The organism is Hyphomonas sp. (genome assembly GCF_041398385.1).
In the GTDB taxonomy this organism is placed as follows: Bacteria; Pseudomonadota; Alphaproteobacteria; order Caulobacterales; family Hyphomonadaceae; genus Hyphomonas.
The window spans coordinates 332,112-358,020 of sequence record NZ_JAWKUW010000002.1 but is presented as its reverse complement, the minus strand read 5'-3'; the positions used below and the strand labels follow the sequence as shown (position 1 = coordinate 358,020).

The window sequence follows — 25,909 nt, the reverse complement described above, 5'->3', positions numbered from 1 at the left end:
GTGACCGGGATACGCGACAGCAAGAAGCGCAACGTGTTCGAAGCTCTCTATGAGGCTTCCATCTCCCTGTTCGAAGCGAAGGGATATGATTCCGTCACGGTCACGGAAATCACCCGGGCTGCCGGTGTCGCCAAGGGGACTTTCTTCAATCACTTCCCCGCCAAGGCGGACATTCTGGCCGAATGGTACCGGCGGCTGGTCGCGGCGGCGATTGCCCCTCCGGAGGCCGCGCAGGCGCCTACACTGACGGCCGCCGCACTTAAAACGTGCCGCAGGACAATCAGCCTCTGCGAGGCCACACCTGAATTGTGGAAGGCGACAACCCGCCTTTCGCCGACGACGCCCGCGATCCAGATCGTCGAGGCGCAAAGCGATGATGCCGTCCGCAATGCATTCGAGGGTCTGGTAGATCGCGCGAAGGCGAATGGCGACTTGCCTGACGAAACTGACAGTCCGGCAATTGCAGACCTGATGCTCACCCTGTTCACCGGCACCGTGCGCCAGTGCGTCGTGACCGGCCAGCGCGAACACATACTGCGTGACCTCGAAATCCGTTTCAGGGCAATTGAACACCTGGCTGCAGGCGCCCGGTTGCCTCGGGCGGCGAGTAAACCTAAAAAGTGACCGTGGTCATTTTTTAGGTTTACTCAATGCTTCGAACGCTTGCGCCCCTTTTCGCTCTCATGGTCTGCACCTGCAGCAGTGCCGCGCCTGTGCACGCCAACAGACAGGCGCTCGATACCGGCAGCGGCATGCTGGAAGCGGCACAGGGTGTCTGGCGCTCCGAGGAATCCGGCTGGCTGCTCCAGATAACGCCGGATCGGATCATCCGCTGGCAGGAAACGCCGGTTGCCTGCTATCCGACACGGCAGGACGGCCCAACCCTGATGGGCCAGATCGAGTACCGGTACTTCACACCGCACTCCAGCCATAGCGCGCGATTTGAATACCTGCCCTCGGATGGGCACGCGATTTTCCGGCGAATTCCTTTTCTGCCGCCCGCCTGCCACGAAGACCCGGATGTCAGCCCTGAAGCGGTGTTTGACGTCTTTTCATCGGTCTTCCAGCGCCACTACGCGTTTTTCGAGCAACGCGGCGTTGACTGGGCCGGGAATGTTGCCGCCGCGAAGGCAGCCAATCGGCCCGACATGAGCGACGCCGATCTTCTTGGCGCCCTCGCCGGCCTGCTTGAGCCGCTTCAGGATTCGCATACCAAGCTGCTCGCAGAAATTGATGGCCAAACGCAACGGGTCCAGTTCGGACTCGGCACGACGCTGCCGCGCGTCAGGAACGGCCTCGGCGAGACCCCCTGGCTCATCGGTCTCCTGGACAATCTCATGGCCTATCTGGATGAGGGTGCGGTCCAGGCGGGCAACGAACGGTTTGTCCGTGGCACGATCAACGGCCATATCGGGTACATCCAGATATTCACCATGGGCGGATTCACAACCGAGTTCGAGCCCGGCACGCCAGAATGGTCTCTCGCAGAGATCGATGCCCTGCACGCCCTGTTCGACGACGCCCTGATGGCATTTGAGGACACGGATGCCCTGATCCTCGATCTCTCGAACAATCGCGGCGGATATGACGCCATTACACGCGCCATCGCCAGCCGCTTCACCGACGCGCCTTTCGATGCGTACACGGTCAGAACGGAATGGGATGGCGCACCGCAAATTACCTATACGATCGATCCGTATCAGGATGGGCCGCGCTACACCAAGCCGGTCTATATCATCACGAGCGACGTGACCGTCTCCGGAGGCGAGATAACCACGCTGATGCTGAGGCAGTTGCCCCATATCAAAACGGCTGGCCAGACCAGCCGTGGCGCGTTCTCCACACCTCTGGCAAAGCCTCTGCCGAATGGCTGGTACCTGGAACTGTCCAATGAAATCTTTGCCGATGCCGATGGCACCTCATTCGAAGGCAAAGGCATCCCGCCCGATATCGAGCTGCCGCTGTTCGGTGAGCACGACCTGATCGAAAGCCATCTCGCCTCCCTGAAGCTGCTTGTCGCATGCATCGAAGATAGCAGCTGTTGAAATGGCAGTGCCCCGGTATCGCCGGTGCAGGCCTAGTCCCTCAGCAGTTCGTTCACGCCCGTCTTCTCGCGCGTCTTCGCGTCGACGGTCTTCACGATCACGGCACAAGCGAGGCTCGGGCCACCCTTCGGGTCCGGCAGGGTGCCCGGCACGATGACCGAGTACGGAGGAACCTTGCCATAGCTGATCTCGCCGGTCGCGCGGTTCACGATCTTTGTGGACTGGGTGATGAACACGCCCATCGCGATCACCGAGCCTTCGCCGACGATCACGCCTTCGACCACTTCCGAACGTGCACCGATGAAGCAATTGTCCTCGATGATGGTCGGGTTCGCCTGCAGCGGCTCCAGCACGCCGCCGATGCCGGTGCCGGCCGAGATATGGCAATTGGCGCCAACCTGTGCGCACGAGCCGACCGAGGCCCAGGTGTCGATCATCGTGCCTTCGCCGACATGCGCACCGATGTTCACATAGGACGGCATCAGCACGGCATTCTTCGCCACGAACGCACCCCGGCGCACGGCGCAGGGCGGCACGGCGCGGAAGCCGGCTTCCTTGAATTCGGTCTCGCCCCAGCCTTCGAACTTCGATGGCACCTTGTCCCACCAGTGGCCACCACCCGGCACGCCGCCGATCACGCCATTGGCATTCAGGCGGAACGACAGCAGCACGGCCTTCTTCAGCCACTGGTGCACCACCCATTCGCCGTCGGCGTCCTTCTCGGCCACTCGCGCCTTACCGGTGTCGAGCATATCGATCGCAAGGTCCACCGCGTCGCGCTCTTTGCCGCGCGTATGCGTGCCCAGCGCGTCACGGTTCTCCCAGGCAGCGTCGATCAGGTGAGCAAGGTCGTCAGTCATGGCATGTCCCCCAGCAGGAAAGTGTCAGAGCGTTTTGCGCGCCGCTTCAAGGAAGGCCGCGAGGTCGCCGGTGACATAGTCGATGTGGTCCGGCCCGTCATCCTTCAAAATGTCTTCAAGTGTCGCAGGGCGCGCCTCGATCGGCTCATGGCTCCAGTCCTTCTCGGAATGCACGAGCACCGTGGTGAAGCCCATATCCTTGGCCGGCAGCAGGTTGCGGGCAAGATCCTCGAAAAAGACCGCCCGCCTCGGCTCCACCGCATGTTGCTCGCAGAAGGCGTCATAGCTCCCCTGCTTCGGCTTCGGCGTGTAATTCGAATCCTCGATCCCGAAACTGCCATGGAACAGATGGTCGAGCCCCATCTTCTCCGTCACCCGCTCGGCATGGCGGCGCGAGCCATTGGTGTAGACGAACTTCTTGCCCGGCAGGGCCGCGAGCGCGGCGCGCAGCTCCGGCAGGTCCGGCAGCGGCGAGAGGTCGATGTCGTGCACATGATGCAGGAAGTCCGCCGGCTCGATCCGGTTCACCTGCATCAGGCCGGCGAGCGTCGTGCCATAGGTCGCATAATAGTGCTTCTGCACCCGGCGCGCCTCGGCCGGACCAAGGCCCAGCGCACGGGAGACGAAATCCGTCATCCGCACATCGATCTGGGCGAACAGGTCGCATTCGGCCGGGTAGAGCGTGTTGTCGAGATCGAACACCCAATGGTCAACATGGGTGAACCGGCCGAACGGCGCGAGGTGGACGCCAGCCGGCTTAGCGGTCATTCGCACCGGCCTTGGCGAAATCGCGCTCGAAGAATTCGAACACCAGTTTGCGGTCGTCCGGCGGCGGCGTCGCCGCGAAGAGCGCCGTGCGATAGGCAGAGGCCTCGCACTGGTCGCGCCCGATGATCGCGAACTTGGCGTGGCCGACGCAGAAGGCATCCGACGCCTTGGCGAGCGTGCGCACCTTGGTGCCGTCCTCCATCTCGCCATAGACATAGTATTCCGTGCCGCGCAGCGGCCGGTCGATCACGCGCGAACAGCCGCCTGCTTCCAGCATCCACCAGCCCCGGCTTTCCCAGCCTTCGGCCCCGCGCCGGGCAATCGCGCTCCACACGCGGGACTTGGTACGGTTGCACAGGGTGAAACCGACATTGCGGCCGCGTTCCTTGGCGACCTGTTCGAGGAAATCGATCAGGTCCGCATCGGATGTGTTCTCCGGCAGGCCGTTGGATTTCAGGAACTCCCCGATCGCGACGCGGGTACGGTGGCCGATATGGCCGTCTACTGCGCCGGAGGTGACGCCCGCCTCTTCCAGCAGACGCTGCAGGCCGGCCGACCGGGCCGTTTCGAGGTCGTAATTCTCGATTTCGGTGAAATCGGTGGTCCAGCGCCGCGTTGACGTCACTTCGACCGGGCGGAAACCGCGCGCTTCAAGCCCCATGGCCGAACATTCGGGCGGGTTCTCGATGGTGAAGCTTCCGGTCGGGTCGACGCAAAGCATCGTGCGGCCGCCCCATTCGCGCGTCCCTCCCCGGTGCGCGGTCGAGGTACGTCCGTAGAGGAAGTGGAATTTGGGCTCCAGCGGCGTTTCGACCGCCACCCGGCAGGTGCCCGGCTGTAGTTTCAGCCAGCCATCGACTGTCAGCCCGGTGCCTTCCGGCCGGCCGACCGCCGCCTCCAGGATGTAGGACGTCTTGTTGCAGAGTTTCCAGCCCTCTGCCTGCCCGGTTTCCTGGGCAGCAGCGGCAAGACCGGGGAAACACGCCGCAGCCGCAAGGGCCGCGAGCACGTTACGAAATGAGCGTACCAGCGCCATGTTCGGTGAACAGCTCCATGAGCAGGGCGTGCGGCGCACGCCCGTCGAGAATAACTGCCGCCCCAACCCCATGATTTACGGAATGCGCCGCGGTTTCAAGCTTCGGAATCATACCGCCTGCAGCTGTGCCGTCCTCGATGAGGCGCGGAATGTCCGCCACTTTCAGCTCGCGGATCAGCTGCTTGTCCTTGTCGAGCACGCCTGCAACGTCCGTCAGCAGCAGGAGACGGCTTGCGCCAAGCGCCGCGGCCAGTGCGCCGGCGGCCGTGTCGGCATTGACGTTGTAGCGGTGGCCGTCGGGCCCCATGGCAACCGGCGCGACGACCGGGATCAGCTGGCTGTCGGCCTTCAGCAGGGCGTCCAGCACGCTTGTATCGACGCCGCTCGGCTCGCCGACGAAGCCGAGGTCCAGCACCTGTTCGATATGGCTGTCGGGGTCGCGCTCGGTCTTGGTCGCCTTTTCGGCCTGGATCAGCCGCCCGTCCGAGCCTGACACGCCGACCGCCCGGCCGCCGGCCTGGTTGATCGCCCGCACGATGGATTTGTTGATCGGGCCTGACAGGACCATTTCGACAACTTCCATCGTCGCTTCATCGGTCACGCGCAGGCCGCCCTTGAATTCCGACACGATGCCCAGCCGGTCCAGCAGCTTGCCGATCTGCGGCCCACCGCCATGCACGATCACCGGATTGATGCCGAGCGTCTTCAGCAGCACCACATCGCGCGCGAACATCGCGGCAAGGCCTTCGTCGACCATGGCATGGCCGCCATATTTCACGACGATGGTCTGGCCCGTATAGCGCTGGATATAGGGCAGCGCCTCGGACAGGGTCCGGGCGGTGAACTGTGCCTCGTCCTTTGCGCTGGTCATGCCCCTGGTCCCTCCGGCCGATGCCTGTTGCGGAATGCCTCTTAGGGCGCTTTGACCTGCCGGGAAAGGCACCTATGCTCATCGCGACAAAAGGCACGGGGGAGGCGACGGCCATGAAACGCATTCTGACGGCGCTCGCCGCGCTCCTCGCCGTGTTTGTTATCGGCGCCGGGGCGTATCTCTGGGATCCCCTGCCCGCGAACCCGTCAGCCGAAACGCTCGCGGCTCCGGCCGCTGCCTATGACGCCGACATTATCCGCGACGAATTCGGCATTCCGCACATTCGCGGCGCCCGCGACCGCGACGCGGCCTTCGGCCTCGCCTATGCCCATGCCGAAGACGATTACGAGACGATCCAGGAAGTCGTCGCAGCAACGCGCGGCAATCTTGCCCGCTATCGCGGCAAGGACGCCGCGCCCGTCGACTACATGGTCGCCCTGCTCGGCGTCTGGGACACGGTGGAAGCGCGCTACGAACCAGACGTGCCGGCAGACGTGAAAGCCATGGCCGAGGCCTATGCCGCAGGCCTCAACCTCTACGCCTCCGAACACCCGGACACGACCTGGGCGGGCCTCGCCCCCTTCCGCGCCGAAGACATCATCGCCGGCTTCATCTTCAAGACGCCCCTTTTCTACGGCCTCGACGACACGCTGAAAAACCTCTTCGCCACCGACCATACTCAGGCCATCGCGCTCGACCCCGAAGGTGACCGCAAGGCCTTCCTGATGGCGCCGAAAACACTTTCCGAACGCGGATCGAATGCCTTTGCCGTCGCACCCGAACGCTCCGGCGACGGCGTGACGCGGCTCATCATCAATTCCCACCAGCCGCTGACGGGCCCGGTCGCCTGGTACGAGGCGCATCTCGCCTCCGATGAAGGCCTCGACATCACCGGTGGCATCTTCCCCGGCACACCGGTCATCCTGCACGGTTTCAACCATGACATCGGCTGGGCCAATACGGTCAGCGCGCAGGATCTTGTGGACACCTATGTCCTGACCGTGAACCCGGACAATAAGGGCCAGTACCGCCTCGACGGCGAATGGCGTGACTTCGACAAGTCCACCGCCACGCTGCATGTGAAACTCTGGGGCCCCTTCGCCCTGAAAGTGAAGCGTCCGGTCCTGCGCTCCGACCACGGACCGGTGATCGAAGGCCCGACCGGCACCTACGCAATTCGCTATGCCGGCATGGGCGAGATCCGCCAGCTGGAGCAGTATTATCGCCTCAACAAGTCGACCGGCCTCGACAGCTTCCTCGATGCCATGTCGCTGAACGCCCTGCCCTCGATCAACTACGTCTTTGCCGACAGGGCCGGCAATGTCGGCTTCATCCACAATGCGCAATATCCGGCGCGCAACGATGCCTGGGACTGGTCCGGCGACCTGCCGGGCGACCGCTCAGACCTGATCTGGCAGGGCTATCGTCCGTGGGACGAAGTTCCGAAACTCATCAATCCGGTCTCGGGCTTTGTCTTCAACTCGAACAATACGCCTTACATCGCCACCGACGGGCCGGACAATCTCAGGCCTGAGGACTTCCCTCAGAGCATGGGCCTGCAGACCGACATGACCAATCGCGCCCTGCGCGTCCGCGAACTGACGGACGGCACCGGAACGATGGACAAGGAGCGCCTCCTCGCCATCAAATTCGACACCGCCTATGCCGAAGGCTCGGAAGCCCGCGCGGTCGTCGCCGCCGTCCTTGCTCATGACTGGAGCGCCGAGCCGGACATGGCCAAGGCCGCTTCCTTCCTCGCAGAATGGGATTTCGACATGGACGTTGCCTCGCGCCATGCTGCCCTTGGCGGTCTGACCACGCTCAAACAGATCACCGCCCGCTTCACCCATGAGCCGCCACCCGCCCCGGAAGACGCCTTCCGCGAGGCCGTCAGCTGGCTGAAGACCCATCATGGCCGCATCGACCCGACCTGGGGCGAGGTCAACAAGCTTGCCCGCGGCGGCGAGACCTGGCCCCTCAGCGGCGGTCCCGACACGCTGCGCGCCGTCTATCCTGCCGCGATCCGCGACGATGGCGAATTGCACATGAATGCCGGCGACACCTGGATCGCGCTCATCGAATGGGATGCCGACGGCACCCAGACCGCCCGCGTGATCAATAATTACGGCTCCGCCGTGCAGGATGCCTCCTCGCCGCATTACATTGACCAGGCACCGCTGTTCGCCGTCGAAGACTGGCGCACGCCGCATCTCGACTGGGAAGAGATCGAACTGAGTGCGACGCGGCGATACCGTCCGGGCAAGGACTAGGCCAGCGCCGCAATCTCCGCGCGCAATTCCGGGATGCCCCAGCCCTTTTCGGAGGAAGTCATGCGCACCACAGGATGCGCCGCGCCGCGCTTCTTCAGCTTGCCGGCGATCTTCTCCGCCATCTCGTCGACTTCGCCCTTGGCGATCTTGTCCACCTTGGTCAGCACGATCTGGTAGGTAACCGCGGACTTGTCCATCATGTCCATGACCTCATCGTCCGTATCCATCAGGCCCCTGCGCGCATCGACCAGCAGGAACACACGGCGCAGCGACGGGCGCCCGCGCAGATAGGCCTTGGTCAGCTTCGTCCAGGCCTCGGCCTGCGACTTCGACACTTTGGCATATCCGAAGCCCGGAAGGTCGACGAGGTAAAGCCGCCCTTCGCCGATGTCGAAATAATTGAGTTCGCGCGTGCGCCCCGGCTCCGCCGAGGAGCGGGCGAGCTTGGCCCGGTTGGTCAGCGCATTGATGAGGCTCGACTTTCCGACATTCGACCGGCCGGCAAAGCAGACTTCCGTCCGGTCGGAGGCTGGCAGGCCCTTCAGGTCAACCACACCCTTGACGAACTTTGCATCACCAGCGAACAGCAGCCGCCCGGCCTCCAGCGCGTCCTCGGAATATCCGGCTTCGTCCGCCATCGGATCAGCTGGCAGGCTTCTTGTTGCCGCTCACCAGCTTCTTCACGAACTTGCCGATCTCGGTCTCGACCCCGTTACGGCGCATGATGAAGTATTGCTGGATGTAAGACAGCGTGTTCGACCAGACATAATACATGACGAGGCCGGCCGGGAATCCTCCGAACACGAACAGGAAGATCAGCGGCATGAACTGGATCATGCGGCGCTGCATCGGGTCCGGTGGCGGCGGCGACAGCGTCTGCAGGGCCGCCATGGTCGCCCCATACAGGATCGGCAGGATGCCAACACCGATGACCATGCCGATGTACGGCACGGCCTTGATGTCGGCCGCGGACCACCACGGGATGAGACCGAACAAATTGCCGAGTGCCGTCGGGTCGGGCGCTGAAAGGTCCTTCAGGAACCAGAAGGGCGTGTGGCGCATCTCGATGGTGACATAGAGCGTCTTGAACAGGGCAAAGAAGATCGGGATGGTCAGCAGGATCGGAAGGCAGCCGCCCAGCGGGTTGGCGCCCTCTTCCTTGTAGAGTTTCATGATCTCCTGCTGCTGGCGCTGCGGGTCGGCCTTGAAGCGTTCGCGGATTTCCGCAGTCGGCTCCTGCAGCTTCTTCATCTTCGCCATCGACTTGTAGCTCTGGTTATAGAGCGGCACGAGCGGCAGTTTGACGAGAACGGTAAAGGCGAGGATCGCCCAGCCGAACGAGCCGACCACACCCGACAGCCATTCCAGCGCCAGGAAGAAGGGCTTGGTCAGGAAGAAGAAGAAGCCCCAGTCGATCGCATCGACAAAACTCGGAATGCCGAGGTTGTTCTGATAGCCCTGCAGCACTTCATACCGCTTGGCACCGGCAAAGATCCGGTTGGTCATCGTCGCGCTGGCGCCCGGCGCGAGGTCCAGCGGCGCGGACTCGGTGCGCAGTTCGAGGTCGCCGCCCGCGGCGATCTTGCGCTTGTCGACAAGGCCCGCAAAGAACGTGTCCTGCTGCGGCACCAGCGCGCCCAGCCAGTATTTGTCCGACAGGCCCCACCAGCCGCCCTTGTCAGACGGGAACGTGCCGTCAGCCGTCTCGCCCTTGATCTTCTTCAGCTGCATCAGCGGCTTGAACTTGCGCAGGCGCAGCGTGCCGTCCGTGTCGCCCATCAGGCCCATATGCGCCGTGGTCGCCGTCGACGAGCCGGGATCAGTGGCTTCGAGGAAGTCCTTGAAATTGCCATAGCGCTCGATCGACCCGATGGCGCGCAGGGCGCGCGGCGCATCGCCCGTATTCGTCACCGTGTCGGTGAAGCTGAACATGTAATGTTCGTCCAGCGCGATCACCCGCTCAATGGTCACGCCATCGGTTTCAAGGCGAAGCGTGACCGGGCTCGCCGGGGTCAGCTCCTTGCCCGAGACCAGCTGCCAGGGCGAATTGCGCCCGGCCACCAGCGAGGTGCCGTCGGCCCAGTAATAGGTGGCGAAATAGCCGAACTCGGCGTTTTCCGGCCGCAGCAGGCGGACTTCCTGCTTGTTCTCAACCGTCAGGAAATGCTTTTTCAGGCTGAGATCGTCGATCCGCGCGCCCTTGAGGCGGATGGAGCCGTCGACGGAATCGCCATCGAAGGCGACCCGCACATCGTCGGCCAGCGCCTGTTCAACCGGCTTTATCTGGTCGATGGCGGCAACGCCCGTCTCTGCCGTATCCGCCTGTTTTTCTGCTTCGATGGCAGCTTGCTGGGCTTCGTACTTCTTCGCCGCCGGCCCGGCCACGAATTGCTGGTAGGCGAGCACAAGCGCGATCATCAGCACCATCGCGAGCAGGAAATTGCGCTGGTCTTCTTTTTCCATGTCGGGGTTCCGGTGAAAATCGGCAGGAATCGCCCGGATCGGGCAGGCGGGGTCAGTCGGAGGCGAGGCTTATCAGCGCGCTTTCCATATCGTCAAGCAAGCGGGCCCACGCAATATCAGCAGTATCCTGACGCGCGATGAACACATAATCCCAGCCGGGCCGGGCCAGTTGCGGCAGCAAAAGGCGTACCGCCTCACGCAGGCGGCGCTTCGCCCGGTTGCGCTCGACGGCCCCGCCGATCTTCTTTGTCGCGGTAAAGCCCGCCCCGGCATGCGGCCCCGGCGTCTCGCCCGGCCGCGCGCGGGCCTGAACCAGCAGGGCTTTGCGCTTTTCGGTGCGCCCGCCGCGGACATAAACGAATTGAGGCCGCACGCGCAGGCGGGCGACCTCAATCGGATCTTTGCGTGCATGAACCGTCACGGCCTTCTCCCCCGGAGAGGCGGACTGGCGCGTCCCGCTTAAGCGGTCAGCGTCTTGCGGCCCTTCGCGCGGCGGCGTGCCAGCACCTTGCGGCCGTTCTTGGTGGACATGCGCTCACGGAAGCCGTGCGTGCGCTTGCGGCGGAGGTTGCTCGGCTGGAAAGTGCGTTTCATCGGTCTGCTCTGGAAGCTGGTAAACTCGGAAAGGGCGCCGATACAGGAAGGGCAGATTGGGGTCAAGCGGCCGGGGCAGCGAATCTGCGCCTCGCAGGCCGTTCACATCGGTTTGATAGGTTTTTGCCGAGGCGTGAGAAGCCTTTGGCGGTGCAACCCGCTATGTCAGGGGCTTCCAACGTCCTCCAAAGTCAACGCTATCGCCCCATGCAGTCATCCTTTCGTCCCCTTCTGGCAGCCCTTATCCTCCCTCTTCTCCCCATTGCAGTCCCCGCTGCCGCGGGCGAAGCTGGGCCCCCGGCCAATATGGAGGCCCCCATGGCCAAGCCCCGGCACGCCGCCTGGACGGCGCTGCTCCAGACCTATGTTTCCGAAGGGGCCGACGGCATCACGCGCGTCGATTACGCCGCCCTGAAGGCCAATCCGGCCGACCGGGCCGCCCTCGACGCCTATATCGCCGGCTTCGAGACCATGGACCTCTCCGGCGACAGCGACGAAGCCTTCGCCGCCTGGGCCAATCTCTACAACGCCGTCACCGTCCGCTATATCGTCAGCAAGTATCCGCTGGGCTCCATCCGGGACGGCTACCTGCTCGGCGGTCCCTGGAAGAAAATCAAGGTCAAAGCAGGCGGCGACACCGTTTCGCTGGACGATATCGAGCACAAGATCCTGCGCCCGCGCTTCCATGACCCGCTGGTGCATTACGCCATCAACTGCGCGTCCTATTCCTGCCCGAACCTGCAGCCGAAGGCCTGGGAGGCGGCGACCCTCATGCCGGATCTCGCCGCTGCCGCGCGCCAGTACGTCAACAGCCCCCGCGGCGTGACGGTGACGGACAAGGGCCTGGTCGTCTCCAGCATCTATGACTGGTTCCGCGACGATTTCGGCGGCTCGAACATGGCCGTCGTCAATCACCTGCTGCAATACGGCGATCCGGAACTCAGAGAGCAGATTTACCCAAATCCACGCATCCGCAGCTATCAGTACGACTGGTCCCTCAACGACACGAACAAGGCGCCTGCCCCATGAGTGATACGACGCCCAAAACCGCAAAGCCGCTCTGGTTCCGCCTCTGGCCGGTCTATCTGATCGCCACCGGGCTGGCGATCAGCTGGCGGCTCGGCCTCTTCAACTATCTCTCACTGGAGACATTGCGCACGCAGCAGGAAACGCTGCGCAGCTTCGTCGAGAACAACCTCGTCGTCGCCATCGTGGCCTATCTCGCGGTCTATGTCGCGGCGACGGCCCTGATGATGCCGGGAGCGCTCTGGATTACCATTGCCGGGGGTTTCCTGTTCGGCCTTGCCGGCGGCTCGGTGGCGACGACCATTGGCGCAACGCTGGGCGCCAGCGTCCTCTTCTTCGCTGCCCGCACAGCCTTCGGCGGCATGCTGCGCGAACGCGCCGGCCCCTTCCTCAGGAAGATGGAGGCCGGCTTCAACGAAAACCCGCTCTCCTACATGTTCGCCCTGCGCTTCCTGCCCCTGGTGCCGTTCCCCGTCGCAAACATCGCTCCCGCCCTCCTCGGCGCGAAGTATCGCGACTACGCCCTCACCACCGCGCTCGGCATTATTCCAGGCGTCATCGCCTATACCTGGATCGGTGCCGGCCTTGGGGCGACCTTTGCGGCGGGCGAAAATCCTGACATTGCCAGCGTTGCCCGCAACATGCTGCCCGCCTTCGCCGCGCTCGGGATCGTGTCCCTGTCGCCGGTGATCTGGAAGAAAACCCTTGGCCGCAAGGCTCAGCGCATCGAAAGCCCCTCTGCATGACCGAGACGCTCAAGGCCGACCTCTGTGTGATCGGCGCAGGTTCCGGCGGCCTCTCCGCCGCCGCCGGGGCCGCCATGCTGGGCCTCAAAGTGGTGCTCTACGAAAAGCACGAAATGGGCGGCGACTGCCTGAACTATGGCTGCGTGCCTTCCAAGGCCCTGCTGAGCTGCGCCAAGGCCGCCGCCAGCGTGCGCGAAGCCGGCAAGTACGGCATCGGCGCCAGCGCGCCGACAACCGACTGGTCCGCCGTGAAAGCCCATGTCGCGGGCGCCATCGCCACGATCGCCCCGGTCGACAGCCAGGAACGGTTTGAAGGCCTCGGCGTTACCGTCATCCGCGAAGCCGCACGCTTCGCCGATCCCAAAACCATCGTGTCCGACACGACCCGCACAACCGCCCGGCGCATCATCATCGCCACCGGCTCCCGCGCCTTCATTCCCCCGGTCGAGGGCCTCGACCGGGTGCCCTATATCACCAACGAGTCTATCTTCACCCTGCCGGATTTCCCCAGCCATCTCGTCATCCTCGGCGGCGGCCCCATCGGTCTTGAAATGGCGCAGGCGTTCCGCCGCCTTGGTGCCGAAGTGACCGTGATCGAAATGGGCCGGGCCCTTGCCCGCGCCGATGCCGGCCATGCCGCCATCGCGCTCGACGCGCTGCGCGCCGAAGGCGTCACCATTCTCGAGCAGCACAAGGCGGTGCGTATTTCCGGCGAGGCAGGCAAGATTCGCGTCCACACCGAAAACGGGTCCGGCAGCCCGGTTATCGACGGCAGCCACCTTCTCGTCGCCGTCGGCCGCCGGGCCGTCATGGACGGGCTCGATCTCGAAAAGGGCAATGTCTATCACAGCCCCAAGGGCATCGAAGTGGGCGACACTCTCCGCTCCCGATCCAATCCCCGCGTCTGGGCGCTCGGCGATGCGGCGGGCCGGGAACAATTCACCCATGTCGCCGGCTGGCACGCCTCGGTCTTCACGCGCCGCGCCCTGTTCAAGCAGCGCACGAAGGCGACCAGCCTGCCCGTTCCCGCCGTCACCTATACCAGCCCCGAAGTCGCCCAGCTCGCCCTCACCGAGGCCGACGCCCGCGACCAGTTCGCCAGCGGTGTCACCACGTCCAGCTTCCCCTTCCACGAAAACGACCGCGCCATCGCCGAAGGCAAGACAGCAGGCGAATGCAAGCTGGTGCTCCACAAGGGCCGGCTGGTCGGCGCCTCCATCGTCGGCGAGGGCGCAGGCGACATCATCCAGATGGTGGGCCTCGCCATGTCCAACGGGCTGAAGCTTTCCGCCCTCACCAATTTCATCTCCCCCTACCCGACCCGTGCGGAAGTCGTGAAGCGCGCCGCCTCGGCCCATTTCACCCCGGTCGTGTTCGGCAAGAACATGCGCCGCCTCGTCGGCTTGCTCCAGCGCTTCCCCTAGGCTAACCCAGCGCGGGTGAACCGCGACGCCAGCGCACCCCCTCCGGCTCCTGTCCGCCAGCCTGCGCCCGCACGCTGGTTCGACAGCTTGTCGTTCCGCCTCTTCGCCCTGACGCTCGCCTCCATCCTGTTTGTCGAAGCCCTGATCTTCGTGCCCTCGGCGTCCGGCTTCCGGAATGCCTGGCTGCAGGAACGGCTGCAGGCTGCGCGGATTGCCGTACTCGCCCTCGATGCCGCGCCCTCCCGAATGGTGTCGGAGGAACTGGCCAGACAGTTGCTGCAAAATGCGGAAGTCTTGAACGTCTCTGAAATCGAAGACGAGATGCACTTCCAGCTGCTCGATTCGAAAATGCCCATCGAAGGCGAATCCTACACGCTGGACCTGCGCGCTGCGACGCCGATGAACCGCATATCCGACATGTTCGGCGCCTTCTTCGCACCGGCAGACCGCATCCTGATCGTGACTGCCGAAGGCTCCAGCCCCGAACGCACCATTGAAGTGGTCCTTCCTCAGGCACCGCTCAAGAAAGGGCTGATCGATTACGGCCACCGGATTGCCGGCCTTTCCCTGCTGATCGCCCTCATCGCCGCTACGGTGATCTATGTCGTCCTTCACTTCCTGGTCGTGCGCCCGATGAAGCGCGTGACGACCAGTGTCGAACAATTCCGCATGGATCCCGGCGCCTGGACCCGCCGCCTGAATCGGACGTCCCGACGCGACGAGATCGGCCGTGCCCAGAATGCCCTTGCCGACATGGAAGAGGCCGTGGCCGACGCTTTCCGCCAGCGCGCGCACCTTGCCGAACTCGGCACCGCCGTCGCCAAGATCAATCACGACCTGCGCAACTCACTCGCTTCGGCCCAACTCGTGTCGGACACGCTCGCCCGTTCGGAAGATCCGCGCGTGCAGAAGGCCGCCCCGCGCCTCGAACGCGCCCTCACCCGCGCGATCAATCTCGCCTCCGAAACGCTCGACTATGGCAAGGCCAAGCCCCTGCCGCCGGACCTGCAGCCGGTGAACCTGCGCAGCACGGTCGACGAGGCCGCTGCCGAAGCGCTCGCCGCCTGGCCGGAAGTGGAATTCGTCAATGACCTGCCCGGCCCGCGCATGGTCGAGGCAGACCCCGAGCACCTGCACCGCCTCGCCACCAATCTCATCCGCAATGCGGCGGAGGCCATGGTGTCCGGCGCGTCCCTGCCGAAGCGGATCACCGTATCGCTGTCGCCGGAAGGCGTCGACTTCGCGGACACCGGCCCTGGCCTTCCGGACAGCGCGCAGGCCAACCTCTTCAAGCCCTTCGCCGGCTCCACAAGAAAGACCGGCACGGGCCTCGGCCTCGTCATCGCCCGCGAACTCGCCACCGGCATGGGTGGCGACCTCGTTCTGGCGAATACCGGACCAAAAGGCACGACGTTCCGTCTCACCCTGCCGGGCTTCTACATGTGAACCCTTACGCGCCGCCACCGGACCCGCTGGTTGTCGTACATGTGGACGCCAGCCTTCTGGTCATCGACAAACCTTCCGGCCTTCTCTCCGTGCCCGGACGGGGCGTCGACAAGGCGGACTGCGCTGTCTCTCGCGCCGATGCCGCATATCCCGGCGCGCTCACCGTTCACCGGCTGGACATGGCCACCAGCGGCCTCCTCGTCCTCGCCCGCTCGAAAGAAATGCAGGCAGCCCTGTCTGGCCTGTTCGAGCGGGGCGAAGTGACAAAGAACTATATCGCCGATGTCTGGGGCGCCCCCTCCCCGCCCGCGGGCGAGATCGACTTGCCGCTGATCACAGACTGGCCGAACCGGCCGCGCCAGAAGGTGGACCATGACATCGGCAAGCCGAGCCGCACGCGCTACGAAACCCTTTCGGTCGAAGGGAAATGTGCGCGCCTGAAGCTGACCCCGCTTACCGGCCGTTCCCACCAGCTGCGCGTGCACCTCGCCGAAATCGGCCATCCGATCCTCGGCGACGAACTCTATGCGCACGACGCCGCCCGGTTGGCCGCGCCGCGCCTGCACCTCCATGCGGCTCGCCTCGCCTTCCGCCATCCGGTGACCGGCGACAAGCTGGATCTTGTCAGCGACTGCCCGTTCGAAATGCCTTGACGTCCCCCTCCGGTGCGATTATCGTTTTTCGATAACCTTTCCGGAGTCCGCACAATGCTCGCTGCCGAAATCGTCCGCCTCTCGCTCCACCACATCGACATCAAGATCATCAGCGGTGAACGCATGCACGTGCTGCAATGGCGCCGCAACCTGCTCTGGGATGAAGTCCTGCTCGATGGCAAGCGCCAGGCTTCCAGCCATGGCCTCTGGGGCCGCGAAAAAGTCTACGGCCTCGTCTTCGGCCGCGACGAGGAGGGCCGTGGCGGCACGCAGGTCATGTTCCTGATTGATCCGGCGACGGACCATAACTGGACGAATGGCGACCAGCGCGTCAAGGGCGTCCGCCTCGAAAGCCGCGACGGCCCGCTCTGCGCCTTCGGCACGCTGGACCCCCGCACCCTCGAAAAGCCCGCCACCTTCACCGACTGGATGAAGAAAAACATGGGCATGGAATGGGGCGACGACCGCCGGCCGAACTAAAGCAACCCTTGGCGGCGCTTCAGTCCTGCAGCCGCTTCTTCGTCTTCCCCACATGCGCGGCGGCATTCGCCGGATCGTCCGGCCAGTCATGCTTGGGGTAGCGGCCGCGCATGTCTTTCGCCATGTCCTTGTAGCCGCCGCTCCAGAAGGCTGGCAGGTCGCGGGTCGCGGCGACCGGCTTCATGCCGGGGGACAGCATTTCGATCGTGACCGCAACCCGGCCGCCCCCGAGTCGCGGATGCTCCGCACACCCCCAAAAGGCCTGCGCCCGCGCAGAAACCAGCGGCGCGCGCGGGTCGAGATAATCCACGCGCGCACTCTGCCCTGATGGCAGCTCCAGCGTCAGTGGCGCCTCCTTCCTCAGCGCGTCCTGCACCGGCCAGTCGAAAGACTGGACCAGCGCTTCCCGCACGGCATGGTCCGGTGGCACGACGCCGCCCTTACGTTCGATCAGCGGCGCCAGCCACTCGCCCGCCTTCCGTTGCAGCGTCTCCGATGTTGGTTGGCCTGGCGCCACCAGCCCCGCTCCTTCCACAAGGGCGAGCCGCATCAGCGTTTCACGAATGACATCCTCTGCCCCGATCGCGGCAAAACCATCTGTCTTGACCGCTGCGACAATCGCCTCGGCGCACAGGGCCGCCGGCGGTTTCGGCAATGGCGTGTCGGACAGAATAATTGCGCCCAGCTTGCGGATGCGCCGGGCCGAGACCTTCCCGCTCTTCGCATCGAAGGCAGCGATTTCCTCCGTCTCCGGATGGCCGTGTGCCATGGCCACTGCTTCAGCGATGGGCAAGGCGAGCGTGATGCGCGCATCCTTGGCCGCCCCGCCAAGGTCCGCCACGACCAGCCACTCAGACTTGGCCAGCGCGTCGGCTTCCGGCAGCGTCGCGGCGCGGCCGGATGTCATGAGATAAGTGCCTGCCTGCCCCGGCCTGCGCCGCGCGATCTGGTCCGGCCAGGCCCGCGCCAGAAGCGTCGCGAGATCCCCGCCGGGCGCCGCCCCCTTCCCCCAGGACTTCGCCTGTGCCTTCAGTGTGCGGGCGCGCTGCGAACCATCCTTCCGGAACCCTGCCAGACGGTCCCGCAAATCGCTCGACGCGCCGCCCATGCCGCGTTCGCCGGCCAGCGCCGCAATCTCCGCAGCAAGGGCCCGCTCCTCCGCCGTCGGAGCACCCGCCACCAGCGCCGCAAGGCGTGCCGGCAGGGGCAGCCGCGCCATTTCCTTGCCGAGTGACGTCAACCCGCCAAGCCGGTCGAGCGCGCCGAGCGCGTGCAACTGGCTGACCGCGCTGGCGATCCGTCCACCGGGCGGCTGGTCGAGCCAGGTCAGATTGCTCGGCGACCGCTCGCCCCATTCCGACAGGGCGAGCACAAGACCGGAGAGGTCACTTGTCAGGATTTCCGGCTGCGGCGCAGGCATCAGACCCCGCGTCGCCTCCTCGTCCCAGAGACGGTAGCAAACGCCCGGCTCAAGGCGGCCCGCGCGGCCCCGGCGCTGGTCCACCGATGCACGGGAAGCCCGCACCGTCGTCAGGCGCGAGCCGAGCCCGCCAATGTCATCCTCCGCCACGCGCGACAGGCCGGAATCGATCACGATGCGCACGCCCTCAATGGTCAGGGCGCTTTCGGCAATATCCGTCGACAGAACGATCTTCCGCTGTCCGGGCGGCGCAGGCGAAACGGCAGCATCCTGCTCCGCCGGCGTCAACGCCCCATAAAGCGGCGCGACGATCACATCCGGCCCGAGGCCCTCCAATCGCTCCGCTGTGCGCCGGATCTCCCCTGCCCCCGGCAGGAAAGCGAGGATAGAGCCTGTCTCTTCCCTCAGCGCCCGCTTCACTGCTGCCGCCATCCGGTCCTCGATCCGGTCTTCGGAGCGGCCGAGATAGCGTGTCTCCACCGGATACATCCGGCCCTGGCTCTCGACCACCGGCGCCCGAAGCGTGCGCGAAACGCTCACGGTGTCCAGCGTTGCGGACATGACGACCAATTTCAGGTCTTCGCGGAACGCAAGCTGCGCCTCGATCGCCAGCGCGAGCCCCAGATCCGAATTCAAACGCCGCTCGTGAAATTCATCGAACAGGACCGCGCCGACGCCCTCCAGCTCCGGATCGCTCAGGATGCGCCGGGTAAACAGGCCGTCCGTGATCACTTCGATCACCGTCTCTTCCGAAACCTTCCGGTCCACCCGCGTCGTCAGGCCGACGCGCTTGCCCAGCGGCTCGCCCAGGCTTTTCGCCATCTGCGCTGCAGCCATGCGCGCCGCGATCCGGCGTGGCTCCAGCAGGATGATCTTGCCGTCGACCGCCGCCGGCAGATCGAGGAAACCCGCCAGCGACAGCGGCACGCGCGTCGTCTTGCCCGCGCCCGGCGGCGCCGCCAGAACCAGCCGCGAAGCCATCTCCAGCCGGCCGGAAATCTCCGGCAGCACGTCATCAATCGGCAGGGGCATCCTGGGCACGCTCATCCCCCGGCAGATAGGGGCCCCGACCGCCCTCTGGCAAGCCATGCTGTATGCGGGGGCTGTCAGCCCTCCGATTGCCTTGCCTGTCGGACCCCCCTAGGGTTTCCCGCAACCGTATGGGGAGCAACAGATGAAGTGGTGGTTCGGGATCGACCTCTGGAAACGCGTGATGGTGGGCCTTGTGCTCGGCACGCTGACGGGCCTCGCCCTCCGGGCCATGCTTGGCCCCGAAGCTGCCGCTGCCAATGTCACCGCCTGGGCGAAACCGCTGGGCGACGCGTTCATCAGCCTCATCAAGATGCTGGTCGTGCCGCTGATCTTCACCACGCTCGTCACCGGCGTCCTTGCCATGGGCGACCCGAAGAAGCTTGGCAGCCTCGGCGGCCGGGCCCTCGCGCTGTACATGGGGACGACGGTCATCGCGATCTGCTTCGGCCTCTTGATGGGAACGATCGTCCAGCCCGGCGCGGGCTTCGACACCTCCATCGCGACTGCTGCAGACCTTGAATCGACCCGAGCGAAGCTCGCCGCGAACCCGCCTGCAGGCAGCGTCGGCGAACAGCTGATGCGCACCCTGCTCTCGATCATTCCGGACAATCCGGTCAAGGCGCTCGCCAATGGCGACGTGCTTCAGATCATCTTCTTCGCCATCCTGCTCGGCATCGGCATCCTGATGTCCGGCGAGGCGGGCAAGCCGCTACAGCGCCTTTTCGAAAGCGCGTCTGAAGCGGTGATGAAGCTCACCCTGATCGTGATGGAAACCGCGCCCTTCGGCGTCTTCGCCCTGATGGCCTGGGTGCTGGGCGACCGGGGCCTCAGTGTGCTGACCGTGCTCGGCAAGATGACGCTGGCGCACTATGCCGCCTGTTCGCTGCACATTCTGATCACCTATGGACTCATCATCAAGGGCATCGTCCGCCTGCCGGCCCTGCCCTTCTACCGGGGCGCCGTCGATGCACAGATGGTGGCCTTCTCCACGTCTTCGTCCAACGCGACGCTGCCGATGACGATTTCCTGCGCCACGAAAAACCTCGGCATCGGCAAGCCGGTCGCCTCCTCTGTCCTGCCTCTCGGCGCGACGATCAACATGGACGGCACGGCACTCTACCAGGGCCTCATCGCCCTCTTCGCCGTTCAGGCGCTTGGCATCCCGATGACGGCCGGCATGTATCTCACCATCATCCTGATGGCGACGCTGGTCTCGATCGGCACCGCCGGTGTTCCGTCCGTCAGCCTGCTGCTCGCGACCACGACGCTCAGCATCGTCGGCGCGACGCCAGACCAGACAGTCCTCATTATCGCGGTCCTCTTCCCGTTTGACCGCATCCTCGACATGATGCGGACTGTCACCAATGTGACCGGCGACCTTGCCGTTGCCACCACGGTGGCAAAATGGGAGGGCGAACTGGATCCTGACATTTATCGCGCGCGCGATCCGGTTTGATCTTCCCCCATGCCGGGCGAAGGCATAAGGTCTTCGAACCTAGGGTGATGAGGGAGACACGTGATGTCTGGTATCAATATGTTCGACATGATCTCGCAGGCGGCCGGTGGCAGCGCCGTCAAGCAGGTCAGCGAAAAGACGGGCCTTCCGCCCGAAATGGCGCAAATGGCGATTAAGGCGCTGCTGCCTGCGATTGCCGGCGGTGTGCAGCGCAATGTGCAGCAGCCGGGCGGCCTCGAAGCGCTCCTCGGCGCCCTGCAGAAGGGCGATCATGCCCGCTATCTCGACAATCCGGAAACACTGACGCAGCCCGAAACGATCCAGGATGGCAACGCCATTCTCGGCCACCTGCTCGGCTCGAAGGATACCAGCCGTGCGGTCGCCGCGCAGGCGTCTCAGAAAACCGGCATCCCGCCTGAAGTGCTGAAAATGCTCCTGCCGATTGTTGCATCCATGGCGATGGCCTCACTGTCGAAACAGTCGAAGAAGCCTGACCTTGCCTCCGTGCTCGCGGGTGCGGTCGCCGGCCAGATGGGCGGCAAGGGCAATTCCGGCCTCGGCGGAATGCTGGGCGGCCTTCTCGGCGGTGGACAGAAGCAACAAGCTCCGGCGCAGGGCGGTCTCGGCGGAATGCTCGGCAGCCTTCTCGATGCCGATGGCGACGGCAATGCCATGGACGACATCTTCCAGATGGTGATGAACCGCAAATAGGTTCCCGCCGCAGGTCAAAGGCCCTGCCATGTTCCGCGCGCCGCTGCTTGTCTGGTCTGCTGCTCTCAGCGCCGGGCTGCTTGCGGTTCTGATAGCGGGCGTGGCGGGCTACTGGCCTCTGCACGGAATTGACGAAGCCTTCGACCGCCTCCTCGCGCCAATGCGCGAAGGGCCGCTGGCGCCCGTTATGCTCGTGACAACAGCGCTCGGCGACGGGCTGTTCCTGACCCTTGCGGGCGTTGTGACCGTCATCGCCTTCCTGTTCGCTGGTGCCCGCTATCGCGCGTCGGCCTATGGCATGGCCTTCGTCGCCATGCCGTTTGTCGTGCAGGGCATCAAATGGCTGACAGAGCGCGCCCGTCCGCGCGCGATTGCCTATTCGGGTACGGACGTTTTCAGTTTCCCTTCAGGCCATGTCGCCAATTCAGCCCTGATCTATGGGGCGATTGCCGGCCTTTCCCTCGTAACCTTCAAGGGCGTGACCGGCCGCCTGCTCGCAGGGGCCTTTATCCTCCTGCCACTGATGATCGGCGCCTCGCGGCTCTATCTCGGCGCGCACTGGCTGAGCGATGTACTGGCAGGCTATGCTCTTGCCGGCCTGTTTCTGGTCCTGCTGGCGCTCGCGGTAAAGCGGCACCCGGAACCGCCCCGCTTTTCCCGCGCGGTGCCGATCGCTCTGTTCGTCATCGCCGCGGCGTTTCCAGCCTATCTCCTGATAACCCTGCCGGATGCATCCGAACTCTACCGCGCCATCGAACTGCATGAGCCGGTCGGGCGGACGCTCCCGCCGTCCCCCTCGCCGGACTGAGCAAAACCCGCTAGACCGGCGCGCCATGCTGACCCGCGCAAAGACCCTTCAGCTTGCCCTGCCCGTCATCGCTGCGCAGGCCGCCACCGCCACAACCGGCGTCGTGGACACAGCCATCATGGGCCGGTTCGGCGACAAGTCCGCCCTTGCCGCCGTCGCCATCGCCGCTGTGGCCTTCAGTTTCATCTACTGGGCGTTTGGCTTCCTGCGCATGTCCACGACAGGCCTTTCCGCTCAAGCGGGCGGGCGGGGCGACGAGGAAGAAAAGCGCGCCATTCTCCTGCGCGCCCTCCTGCTCGGCGGCGGCATCGGCCTCGCCTTGCTGCTCCTCTCCCCGCTCCTGAAGCCCCTCGCCTTTGCCGCGTTTGCCAGTACCGACCATGTCGAGACCCTCGCCGCCGGCTATTTCGATACGCGCATCTGGGGCGCGCCCGCCTATCTCATGGGGCTGGCCGTAACGGGCTGGATGCTCGGCACCGGGCGCACCGGCCAGATGCTCGCCTTCCAGATCGTCATGAACGGCGTCAATGCCGGCCTCGACACATGGTTCGTCGCAGGCCTCGGCTGGGGCCCGGCCGGCATCGGCGCCGGCACCGCAATCGCCGAATGGGTGGCCCTCCTCTTTGGCCTCGCCCTTGTGCGCGGCGCTTTCGGGGCCCACGCGGCATTGCTCGATCGATCCCGCCTCATTGCGCTCTTCACCGCTAACCGGGACATCATGATCCGCACGCTGGCGCTGGTCCTGTGCTTCGGCTGGTTCGTGCGGTCCGGCACGCTGATCTCAACTGCGGCGACAGCCGGAAATGAAGTCCTCCTGCAATTCATTACCGTCGCCGCGTTCGTGCTCGACGGCTTTGCATTTGTCGCGGAGAAGGAAGCGGGCGAAGCCTATGGCGCCCGCGACCCCGCCCGGCTCGGGCGCGCCATGCGCCTGACCAGCGAGTTTGCCCTCGCCTCCGGCGCCGCCATCGCACTCCTCTATTTGCTCGCCGGCGGCTGGGTTATCGACACCTTGATCCGCGATGCGGAGGCACGCGCGGCCGCGCTCGCCTACCTGCCTTTCTGCGCCGCCGTCCCGCTCATCGGCATCGTCCCCTGGCAGCTGGACGGCCTGTTCCTTGGCACCACGCAAGGAAGGGCGCTGCGCAATGCGGGGGTCGCGGTCGCCATCGCCTATATCGCGACAGATCTCATCCTGCGGCCCGCCTTCGGCAATACCGGCGTGTGGACCGCCTTCCTGCTGATGTACCTTTATCGCGGGGCCGCACTTGGCGCCTATGTTCCTGGCCTCTTTCGCCGCCTGCGACCCACCACCAGTTAGCGCCAACAAATCCCTGCGTCCGGCCATTTCCCGCCCGCCCGCGCGGCCCTATACAGGCCCGGCACGACAGGGGTTGGCATGTTCCACAGCAAGGTGTTCACGGCCTGGTTCTTCGCGGCGATCGCCGTCTGGGCCCTCCTGTTCTGGCAGCTCAACTCGCTGAGCTTCCTCGCCGAATACTGGTACTATCCGGCCGTCATGGTCGTGGGCGCCTTCGTGGCGGGCCTGACGCCGGAGGGCGGCGGCGCGGTCGCCTTCCCCACGCTTAACGTATTCATGGAAGTCGACCGCGGCATCGCCCGCGACTTCAGCCTGATGATCCAGTCCATCGGCATGACGTCGGCCTCGATCTTCCTGCTCACACGTCCCGGCGCCGTGCGCCGCGATTATGCGCCCCTCCTCTGGTACATTCCGGTCTGCTTTGCCGGCTTCCTGATCGGCTTGGAGACACTTCAGGCCATCCCGGTCTACCTGATCCAGGCGCTCTTCCTCAGCCTGATCACCAGTTTTGTCACGGCTTATTTCTTCTCCGATCATCGCGGTCGCGAAACCCACCCGCACATCCGTACCATGACGGATACAGCATGGACCGTGGCCATCCTCCTCACCGGCGGCCTCGCCGCAAGTCTCTTCGGCACCGGCGCGGACATCATCCTCTACACGCTGCTCGTCACCCGCTTCCACATGCAGGAGAAGCTCGCGACGCATTATTCCATCATGCTGATGGCCGCCGTCAGCGTGCTCGGCTTTGCCTGGCGCGGCCTCGTCGAACAGGACATTTCGAACTTCCAGATCCGCACCTGGCTCAATGCCTACCCGGTCGTCCTGTTCATGGCGCCCTTCGGCGCGCTAATCCTCACCCGGATCAATGTCGAATGGATGCTGAAGGGCCTCATCGCCCTCAACGTGATGCAGCTCGCCTATTTCAACCTGAATGGTCCGAGCCTTGAAAAGTTCGCTGCCTCGGCCGTCTTCTCGCTCGTCCTGGGCGGCGTCTTCTTCCTCTCCATGCGCCATGTCGCGGCGAAAGCCCGCGAACGCGCCGCCGCGGCAAACGCCTAGAGGTCCGCCCCGACCATGTCGGAGATATAGCCGCAGCCATCGGCATGCAGGCAATGCAACAGCTCATGATGGATGCGCTGCACGAGACCCGGCCCTTCAAAGGCCATGGCGGAATAGAGCTGCACCGCTTGTGCACCCGCCCGGATCTTTGCGTAGGCATCCGCACCACTCGCAATCCCGCCGGCACCGATCAGATCGAACGCGCCATCCAGCGCCCCGGCAAACTGCTTCAGCACGTCAGTAGACAGGTCGAACAGCGGCGCGCCGGAGAGGCCTCCTGCTTCGCTCTTGTGGCCACTTTGCAGCGTCTCGGGCCTTGAAAGCGTGGTGTTCGACACGATGAGACCGGCAAGCCAGGCCCCCTCTTTCTTCACCACACTGACGATGTCGGCAATCGCGGTCTCGTCGAGGTCCGGCGCCACTTTCAGGAAGACGGGCTTCCCTGCCCGATCCGCCTTGCCGCACGCCGACAGCAGCGCTTCCAGAGAGGACCGGTCCTGCAAACCGCGCAGGCCCGGCGTATTCGGCGAGGATATGTTGATCGTGACATAGTCGGCATGCGGCGCGACAGCCTCGACCCCGGTCACATAATCCGCGATGCGATCTGTGCTGTCCTTGTTCGCGCCGACATTCGCCCCGATCGGCACCGCGCCGCGATAGGCCTTCAGCCGCCGGACGAAATAGTCGAGCCCATAATTGTTGAATCCCATCCGGTTGATGACGGCCTTGTCCTCGGTCAGGCGGAAAAGGCGCGGTTTCGGATTGCCGGGCTGCGGGCGCGGTGTCACCGTCCCGCACTCGACGAAGCCGAAGCCGAACTTCGCCATCGCCGCCGGCACCTCGCAATTCTTGTCGAACCCAGCCGCAAGGCCCACAGGCGAGGACAGTTTCAGGCCGGACTTCGGCAGCGTCACCGCCAGTGCCGGATCATGCTCCGGCTCGCGCAGCGGCACACCCAGGCCCGCCTTCAAGGCACGGACCGTCGCCTTGTGCGCCGCTTCCGGCGGCAACAGCTTGACCACTTCCGCGCCAAGGTCGGTGAGGCTCATCAATACTCCTCCGGCATCTGCGGCGCGCCATCCGCGTCCGGCACCAGCAGCCAGACCGCCTCAGCCAGCGACACTTCCAGCGGCGCATAAAGATGCGGAAACATCTGACCGCCGCGGCTTGCCTCCCAGGTCAGTTCCGGCAGGTCGCCGATATCGAACCGCAACAGTCGCACAGGCCCCTTTCCGGAAAAGTGCAGGCGCGCCGTCTCCGCGGCCTGAGCCCGGGTCGACAGGTGTACATAGCCGTCAGCCTCGTCGATCCCGGTCGCGGTCACGCCGAGCTCGCAGGCCGTCTTCCAGTCATCCGCCGTCAGCAGCTTGTAGACATGTGTCTCAGTCATGGCCGCCATTCAGCAGGCTTTGGCCCG

25 protein-coding genes are annotated in these 25,909 nt (G+C 64.8%); 14 read left to right on the top strand and 11 right to left on the bottom strand.

Annotated features, from left to right (window positions below):
* On the top strand, nt 1–624 hold the full coding sequence (locus R3C13_RS06560; protein WP_371310020.1) for a TetR/AcrR family transcriptional regulator: 624 nt from the start codon (nt 1–3) through the stop codon (nt 622–624).
* A gap of 89 nt (nt 625–713) precedes the next feature.
* The gene (locus tag R3C13_RS06555) at nt 714–2,045 is read left to right on the top strand and encodes a S41 family peptidase (protein ID WP_371310019.1); all 1,332 of its coding nucleotides are present in this window, start codon (nt 714–716) and stop codon (nt 2,043–2,045) included.
* 32 nt (nt 2,046–2,077) lie between these two features.
* Here R3C13_RS06555 and dapD read toward each other — a convergent pair whose 3' ends face one another.
* Genes dapD through argB form a run of 4 tightly spaced genes read right to left on the bottom strand, consistent with a single transcriptional unit; the run spans nt 2,078 to nt 5,580 of the window.
* A complete protein-coding gene (dapD, locus tag R3C13_RS06550; RefSeq protein ID WP_371310018.1) occupies nt 2,078–2,905 on the bottom strand; it encodes a 2,3,4,5-tetrahydropyridine-2,6-dicarboxylate N-succinyltransferase in 828 nt (275 codons plus the stop codon).
* Nucleotides 2,906–2,929: 24 nt separating this feature from the next.
* Nucleotides 2,930–3,673, bottom strand: coding sequence for a pyrimidine 5'-nucleotidase (locus R3C13_RS06545; RefSeq protein ID WP_371310017.1), 744 nt, complete (start codon nt 3,671–3,673; stop codon nt 2,930–2,932).
* Nucleotides 3,663–4,709 carry a DUF1036 domain-containing protein gene (locus R3C13_RS06540; protein ID WP_371310016.1) on the bottom strand — a complete coding sequence of 349 codons (1,047 nt, stop codon included), beginning with the start codon at nt 4,707–4,709 and terminating at the stop codon, nt 3,663–3,665. The genes R3C13_RS06545 and R3C13_RS06540 overlap by 11 nt, the downstream gene beginning before the upstream one ends.
* The gene (gene argB, locus R3C13_RS06535) at nt 4,684–5,580 is read right to left on the bottom strand and encodes an acetylglutamate kinase (RefSeq protein ID WP_371310015.1); all 897 of its coding nucleotides are present in this window, start codon (nt 5,578–5,580) and stop codon (nt 4,684–4,686) included. Before argB ends, R3C13_RS06540 begins: the two co-directional genes overlap by 26 nt.
* A gap of 113 nt (nt 5,581–5,693) precedes the next feature.
* Between argB and R3C13_RS06530 the strand changes: the two genes are divergently transcribed.
* Nucleotides 5,694–7,850, top strand: coding sequence for an acylase (locus R3C13_RS06530; RefSeq protein ID WP_371310014.1), 2,157 nt, complete (start codon nt 5,694–5,696; stop codon nt 7,848–7,850).
* On the opposite strand, the gene yihA is transcribed toward R3C13_RS06530, so the two are convergent.
* The 4 genes from yihA to rpmH are packed head-to-tail and all read right to left on the bottom strand — an operon-like array spanning nt 7,847 to nt 10,907.
* Nucleotides 7,847–8,488, bottom strand: coding sequence for a ribosome biogenesis GTP-binding protein YihA/YsxC (gene yihA / locus R3C13_RS06525; protein WP_371310013.1), 642 nt, complete (start codon nt 8,486–8,488; stop codon nt 7,847–7,849). The two genes, R3C13_RS06530 and yihA, sit on opposite strands and share 4 nt — an antisense overlap.
* A gap of 4 nt (nt 8,489–8,492) precedes the next feature.
* A complete protein-coding gene (gene yidC / locus R3C13_RS06520) occupies nt 8,493–10,313 on the bottom strand; it encodes a membrane protein insertase YidC (RefSeq protein ID WP_371310012.1) in 1,821 nt (606 codons plus the stop codon).
* 52 nt (nt 10,314–10,365) lie between these two features.
* Nucleotides 10,366–10,734 (bottom strand): ribonuclease P protein component, encoded by a 369-nt coding sequence (gene rnpA, locus R3C13_RS06515; protein WP_371310011.1) that lies wholly within the window; start codon nt 10,732–10,734, stop codon nt 10,366–10,368.
* Between the two features lie 38 nt (nt 10,735–10,772).
* Nucleotides 10,773–10,907: a 50S ribosomal protein L34 gene (gene rpmH / locus R3C13_RS06510; RefSeq protein WP_371310010.1), complete on the bottom strand. Its 135-nt coding sequence runs from the start codon at nt 10,905–10,907 to the stop codon at nt 10,773–10,775.
* A 318-nt stretch (nt 10,908–11,225) separates the two neighbouring features.
* Here rpmH and R3C13_RS06505 point away from each other — a divergent pair, with 318 nt between their 5' ends.
* From R3C13_RS06505 to R3C13_RS06480, 6 genes are all read left to right on the top strand, one after another.
* Nucleotides 11,226–11,936 (top strand): DUF547 domain-containing protein, encoded by a 711-nt coding sequence (locus R3C13_RS06505; protein WP_371310009.1) that lies wholly within the window; start codon nt 11,226–11,228, stop codon nt 11,934–11,936.
* Nucleotides 11,933–12,679, top strand: coding sequence for a TVP38/TMEM64 family protein (locus tag R3C13_RS06500; RefSeq protein WP_371310008.1), 747 nt, complete (start codon nt 11,933–11,935; stop codon nt 12,677–12,679). Before R3C13_RS06505 ends, R3C13_RS06500 begins: the two co-directional genes overlap by 4 nt.
* Nucleotides 12,676–14,103, top strand: coding sequence for an NAD(P)/FAD-dependent oxidoreductase (locus tag R3C13_RS06495; protein ID WP_371310007.1), 1,428 nt, complete (start codon nt 12,676–12,678; stop codon nt 14,101–14,103). The genes R3C13_RS06500 and R3C13_RS06495 overlap by 4 nt, the downstream gene beginning before the upstream one ends.
* 87 nt (nt 14,104–14,190) lie before the next feature.
* A complete protein-coding gene (locus tag R3C13_RS06490) occupies nt 14,191–15,549 on the top strand; it encodes a sensor histidine kinase (protein WP_371310006.1) in 1,359 nt (452 codons plus the stop codon).
* Complete coding sequence (locus tag R3C13_RS06485) at nt 15,546–16,202, top strand: pseudouridine synthase (RefSeq protein ID WP_371310005.1); 657 nt, start codon at nt 15,546–15,548, stop codon at nt 16,200–16,202. Before R3C13_RS06490 ends, R3C13_RS06485 begins: the two co-directional genes overlap by 4 nt.
* A 54-nt stretch (nt 16,203–16,256) precedes the next feature.
* Nucleotides 16,257–16,682 (top strand): hypothetical protein, encoded by a 426-nt coding sequence (locus R3C13_RS06480; protein ID WP_371310004.1) that lies wholly within the window; start codon nt 16,257–16,259, stop codon nt 16,680–16,682.
* Nucleotides 16,683–16,701: 19 nt separating this feature from the next.
* On the opposite strand, the gene hrpB is transcribed toward R3C13_RS06480, so the two are convergent.
* Nucleotides 16,702–19,134, bottom strand: coding sequence for an ATP-dependent helicase HrpB (gene hrpB / locus R3C13_RS06475; RefSeq protein ID WP_371310003.1), 2,433 nt, complete (start codon nt 19,132–19,134; stop codon nt 16,702–16,704).
* Nucleotides 19,135–19,276: 142 nt separating this feature from the next.
* Here hrpB and R3C13_RS06470 point away from each other — a divergent pair, with 142 nt between their 5' ends.
* The 5 genes from R3C13_RS06470 (at nt 19,277) to R3C13_RS06450 (ending at nt 24,492) form a co-directional block, all read left to right on the top strand.
* Nucleotides 19,277–20,590 (top strand): dicarboxylate/amino acid:cation symporter, encoded by a 1,314-nt coding sequence (locus R3C13_RS06470; protein ID WP_371310002.1) that lies wholly within the window; start codon nt 19,277–19,279, stop codon nt 20,588–20,590.
* A 63-nt stretch (nt 20,591–20,653) separates the two neighbouring features.
* Nucleotides 20,654–21,301, top strand: coding sequence for a DUF937 domain-containing protein (locus R3C13_RS06465; RefSeq protein ID WP_371310001.1), 648 nt, complete (start codon nt 20,654–20,656; stop codon nt 21,299–21,301).
* Nucleotides 21,302–21,329: 28 nt separating this feature from the next.
* On the top strand, nt 21,330–22,109 hold the full coding sequence (locus R3C13_RS06460) for a phosphatase PAP2 family protein (protein WP_371310000.1): 780 nt from the start codon (nt 21,330–21,332) through the stop codon (nt 22,107–22,109).
* Nucleotides 22,110–22,134: 25 nt separating this feature from the next.
* Nucleotides 22,135–23,430 carry an MATE family efflux transporter gene (locus R3C13_RS06455; RefSeq protein ID WP_371309999.1) on the top strand — a complete coding sequence of 432 codons (1,296 nt, stop codon included), beginning with the start codon at nt 22,135–22,137 and terminating at the stop codon, nt 23,428–23,430.
* Nucleotides 23,431–23,508: 78 nt separating this feature from the next.
* On the top strand, nt 23,509–24,492 hold the full coding sequence (locus R3C13_RS06450; protein WP_371309998.1) for a TSUP family transporter: 984 nt from the start codon (nt 23,509–23,511) through the stop codon (nt 24,490–24,492).
* On the opposite strand, the gene R3C13_RS06445 is transcribed toward R3C13_RS06450, so the two are convergent.
* Together R3C13_RS06445 and R3C13_RS06440 are read right to left on the bottom strand one after the other, a co-directional pair.
* On the bottom strand, nt 24,489–25,541 hold the full coding sequence (locus R3C13_RS06445; RefSeq protein WP_371309997.1) for a quinone-dependent dihydroorotate dehydrogenase: 1,053 nt from the start codon (nt 25,539–25,541) through the stop codon (nt 24,489–24,491). The genes R3C13_RS06450 and R3C13_RS06445 overlap by 4 nt on opposite strands.
* Nucleotides 25,541–25,882: a DUF952 domain-containing protein gene (locus R3C13_RS06440; protein WP_371309996.1), complete on the bottom strand. Its 342-nt coding sequence runs from the start codon at nt 25,880–25,882 to the stop codon at nt 25,541–25,543. Before R3C13_RS06440 ends, R3C13_RS06445 begins: the two co-directional genes overlap by 1 nt.
* Nucleotides 25,883–25,909: the final 27 nt, after the last annotated feature.